The sequence below is a fragment of the Mesorhizobium sp. M2A.F.Ca.ET.039.01.1.1 genome, assembly GCF_003998035.1.
Lineage (GTDB): Bacteria > Pseudomonadota > Alphaproteobacteria > Rhizobiales > Rhizobiaceae > Mesorhizobium.
Map to the genome: position 1 here is coordinate 1 of NZ_RZRY01000559.1, position 4,241 is coordinate 4,241.

Consider the following 4,241-nt stretch of genomic DNA (forward strand, 5'->3'; position numbering starts at 1 on the left):
CGAAGCCGCTCATCCATGATGCCAGTCTCTCGCCAAACCATCGCCGGTCCTCCCGGCTGGCAAGAAAACTGTCACCCATCTAATCGGTCCATTCTGTTACCTATCTATCCGGTTCGGACACCGGGCATTTCTCCCCGTATAGTGACGGGGAGAAAGGGCTGTTGTCACACCCGTCCGATCATCACATGCGTGGCATCGGCGGTCGCCACCTGCCCGGTGCAACGGTATCCCAGCTTCAGCATGTCGAGTCCGGCAAACAGATGCTCGCCCGAGCCGAGCAGGAGCGGCGAGACTGCCAGATGCATCTCGTCGATGAGCTTCTCCTGCAGATACTGCCGGACAGTCGAGACGCCGCCGCCGATGCGCACATCCTTGCCGACGGCGGCTGCCTTCGCCTGTTCGAGCGCTGAGTGGATGCCGTCGGTGACGAAATAGAACGTCGTCCCGCCTTCCATCTCGATCGGCGCGCGCTTCTGATGCGTCAAAATAAAGGTCGGCACGTGGTAGGGCGGGTTGGGACCCCACCAGCCTTTCCAGTTGTCGTCCGGCCATGGACCACGGCTCGGCGCGAACATGTTGCGGCCGAGGATCCACGCGCCGACATTCTCGAAGCTGCGCACGGCAAAATCGTCGTCGGTATCCGTTGTCCCGCCTTCCTTGCCGATCATCTGGTAAAACGAGCGGGTCTTGATCATCCACTTGTGTAGATCTTCGCCGCCTACGCCGAGCGGGTTGTCGAGGCTCTGATCGGGACCGGCGCCGTAACCGTCGAGCGACAAGGTGAAAGCGTTAACACGCAGCCTGGACATCATTGCCTCCTGATCCAGTTGTAATTTGCAATCGGTCAACTGATAGCTTGACTGATTGCGAATTGCAAGCAGATGGGTAGCAGTATCGCGCTCGGCGGCACGATCCAGGTTATGGATTTGACGAGGAACTGGGCCCACGGCGCCGATTCGTTCGTCCGCGCGTCCCGCTATTCCATCGCCAGGATGAGGTTGCGCACCACGGGATAGATTTCGCGTTCCCAGCGTTTGCCGTTGAAGACGCCGTAATGGCCGACATTGGCCTGCAGGTGATGCCGCTTCAAATGTGGGCGCAGCGAGCGGCACAGATCATGCGCCGCCGAGGTCTGGCCCAGCGCGCATATGTCGTCGCGTACGCCCTCTACGGTGAGCAGCGCCGTGTGGCGGATCGCGCCGGGGTCGACCTTGCTGCCGCGGAAGGTGAACGCGCCTGTGGCAAGCTCCGCCTTCTGGAACACCCGGTCGATGGTCTCGAGATAGAATTCCTCGGTGAGGTCGAGCACCGCGAAATACTCGTCGTAGAAAGTCTTGATCTTCTCGGCTTCGGCGGTCTCGCCGGCCGCCAGATGCTCATGGAGCTTGCGATGCGCCGTGACGTGGCGGTCGCTGTTCATGGCCATGAAGGCGGTGAGCTGCAGGAAGCCCGGATACACCCGCCGCCCGCCGCCCGGGTGGCGCCAAGGCACATGCGAGATGACGTAGCTTTGGAACCAAGCCAGCGACTTGCTGACGGCGAATTCGTTGACCTCCGTCGGGCTTTCGCGCGGGTCGATCGGCCCCGCCATCAGCGTCATCGAGCGCGGCGTCGCCGGATGCCTGTCCTCGGACATGACGGCGACGGCGGCGAGCGCCTGGACGCAGGGCTGGCAGACCGCCAGGATATGCGCCCCCGGGCCGATCGCCTCCAGGAAACGGATGAGGTAGTCGACATAGTCGTCCACGCCGAAGCTGCCGGCCGACAGCGGCACGTCGCGGGCATTGGCCCAGTCGGTGACATAGACCTCGTGGTCGGCCAGCAGCGTCTCCACCGTGCCGCGCAGCAGCGTCGAGAAATGTCCCGACAGCGGCGCGACCACCATGACCTTCGGCTGGCGGGCGTCGATGTTCTTGGCAAAGCGCAGCAGTTGGCCGAAGGGCAGGGCGAGCGCCGTTTCGACGGCGACCGGCACCTCGCGGTGGCCGACCCTGACAGTCTCGATGCCGAAATCCGGCCGCGTATGGGTGAGCCTGAAACGGGCGATCATCTCCAGCCCGGCCGCGATGGGTCGTTTGGCGGCGTCGCCGAGCGCCATCCCGGCCGTCGCGGAACCCATCAGTTCGGCAAGCATGCGCGCCGGAGCTATGAGGTCGTCCTGGAGCTGGTAGGCCTGGTAAAGCATTGCGCCTCGTTCCGATGACAGCCCATCGTGCAGCGCAAAAAAGCTAGTGCAATTTATTTTGCATTGCGAGAGGATTGTTGCCGGCGAAAGGCTTGGAGGTTCCACGACATGGCCAAGGCGGGGAAGGCGAAGGCGGCGAGGCCGGAAAGCGCGACGACGGCGACGTTGACGATCTCGTCGAAGAACTACTCGTCCTGGTCACTGCGCGGCTGGCTGCTGTGCCGCATGGCCGGTTTTGAGTTCGAGGAGAAGCGCGTCGACATCGATGATGCGGAGCAGCGGCAGGAATTGCTGCTCCTGTCGCCGTCGGTGTTGGTGCCGCGGCTGACGCATGACGGCGTCACCGTATGGGATACGCTGGCCATCTCCGAATACCTGGCCGAGACGATGCCGGGCGCCGGCCTGCTGCCAGCCGAGCGCGTGGCGCGCGCCCATTGCCGCGCGGTGTCGGGCGAAATGCATTCGGGCTTCCACAATCTGCGCTCGGCACTGCCGATGAACCTCAAGGCGAGGCACAAGAGCTTCAAGATCTTTTCCGGCGCGCGGCCCGACGTGGAGCGGATCAAGGCGATCTGGTCGGAGTGCCTGGCGACCTATGGCGGGCCGTGGCTGTTCGGGGCATGGCCCACCATGGCCGACGCCATGTATGCTCCGGTCTGCACCCGCTTCCGCACCTACGCGGTTGACCTCGAAGCGCCACTCGCCGCCTACTGCGAGACGGTCTTTGCCTGGCCGCTGATGCGGGAATGGACCGAAGGCGCGCTCGCCGAGCCAGAGGAGATCGTCGAGCTCGACGTGGAATTCTGAAGGCTGATCAGTGGCGCCGCTGCTTGCCGGTTTGGCGGCTTACCCCTTCAACATCTCCGCCACGGTCGGCGCGAAATAGGTCAGCACGCCGTCGCAGCCGGCGCGCTTCAGCGCAAGCAGCGATTCCAGCATCGCCTTCTCGCCGTCGATCCAGCCATTGGCGGCCGCTGCCTTGATCATCGAATATTCGCCCGAAACCTGGTAGGCGAAGGTCGGCATCTGGAACTCGTCCTTGAGCCGGCGGATGATGTCGAGATAGGGGAGACCCGGCTTCACCATCAGCATGTCGGCGCCTTCGGCGAGGTCCTGCTCGGCTTCGCGCATCGCCTCGTCGGAATTGGCGTGGTCGATGTAATAGGTCTTCTTGTCGCCCTTGAGCAGGCCGGCGGTGCCGACCGCCTCGCGATAGGGGCCGTAGAAGGCGGAGGCGAACTTCGTCGCATAGGACATGATCGCCACGTCCTGGAACCCGTTGGCATCGAGCGCGTCGCGGATGGCGCCGATGCGGCCGTCCATCATGTCGGAAGGCGCGATGATGTCGGCGCCGGCGGCGGCCTGGATGACGGCCGCGGCCGCGACCTGCTCCACCGTCTCGTCATTGACGATGATGCCGTCGCGCAGGATGCCGTCATGGCCATGGCTGGTGAACGGGTCGAGCGCGGCATCGGTGATGATGCCGATTTCCGGCACCGCGTCCTTGATGGCGCGCGTGGCGCGGTTGATGACATTGTCCGGGTTGAGGATGTGCGAGCCGGTCTGGTCGCGCAGCGCAAGCTCGACATTGGGGAAGGTGGCGATCGCCGGAATGCCGAGCTTGGCGGCGCGCTCGGCTTCCCTCACCGCGAGATCGATGGAGAGGCGATAGACGTCCGGCATGGCGGCGATCGGCTCGCGTAGGTGCTTGCCGTCAACGACGAAGATCGGCCAGATCAGATCGTTGACCGTAAGCTGGTTCTCCTGGACCAGGCGGCGCGACCAATCGGCCTTGCGCATGCGCCTGAGCCGGCGGCTGCCGGTGATCTCGTCGACGCTGCGCGCGCCGGCAGGCTTTGCGGGGGTGAATTTGTTCATGGCCGAAACTCTCTTTTGCGCCGGCTTTTACCACGCGTCTTGGCAGCTGACCAATGCGACACGATTGTGCAAGGCTGAGCCTAATTCCTCGCCCCCGCTAAAAGCGGGGGAGAGGTGTCCGCGAAGCGGACGGAGAGGGGGCCTTCGTAGGGCGCTCCCCTCTCCGTCCGCTTCGCGG

At 64.1% G+C, this 4,241-nt stretch carries 4 protein-coding genes; 1 reads left to right on the plus strand and 3 read right to left on the minus strand.

Annotated features, from left to right (window positions below; all coding sequences use genetic code 11):
• Positions 1–164: 164 nt before the first annotated feature.
• Together EOA24_RS29160 and phaZ are read right to left on the minus strand one after the other, a co-directional pair.
• Complete coding sequence (locus tag EOA24_RS29160; RefSeq protein ID WP_126083825.1) at positions 165–809, minus strand: dihydrofolate reductase family protein; 645 nt, start codon at positions 807–809, stop codon at positions 165–167.
• A gap of 167 nt (positions 810–976) precedes the next feature.
• Positions 977–2,185, minus strand: coding sequence for a polyhydroxyalkanoate depolymerase (gene phaZ, locus EOA24_RS29165; protein WP_127258298.1), 1,209 nt, complete (start codon positions 2,183–2,185; stop codon positions 977–979).
• Between the two features lie 108 nt (positions 2,186–2,293).
• Here phaZ and EOA24_RS29170 point away from each other — a divergent pair, with 108 nt between their 5' ends.
• Positions 2,294–2,992 (plus strand): glutathione S-transferase, encoded by a 699-nt coding sequence (locus tag EOA24_RS29170; RefSeq protein WP_126082951.1) that lies wholly within the window; start codon positions 2,294–2,296, stop codon positions 2,990–2,992.
• Between the two features lie 39 nt (positions 2,993–3,031).
• Here the strand turns inward: EOA24_RS29170 and hemB are convergent, their stop codons facing one another.
• Positions 3,032–4,063: a porphobilinogen synthase gene (hemB, locus tag EOA24_RS29175; protein ID WP_126082950.1), complete on the minus strand. Its 1,032-nt coding sequence runs from the start codon at positions 4,061–4,063 to the stop codon at positions 3,032–3,034.
• Positions 4,064–4,241 lie beyond the last annotated feature (178 nt).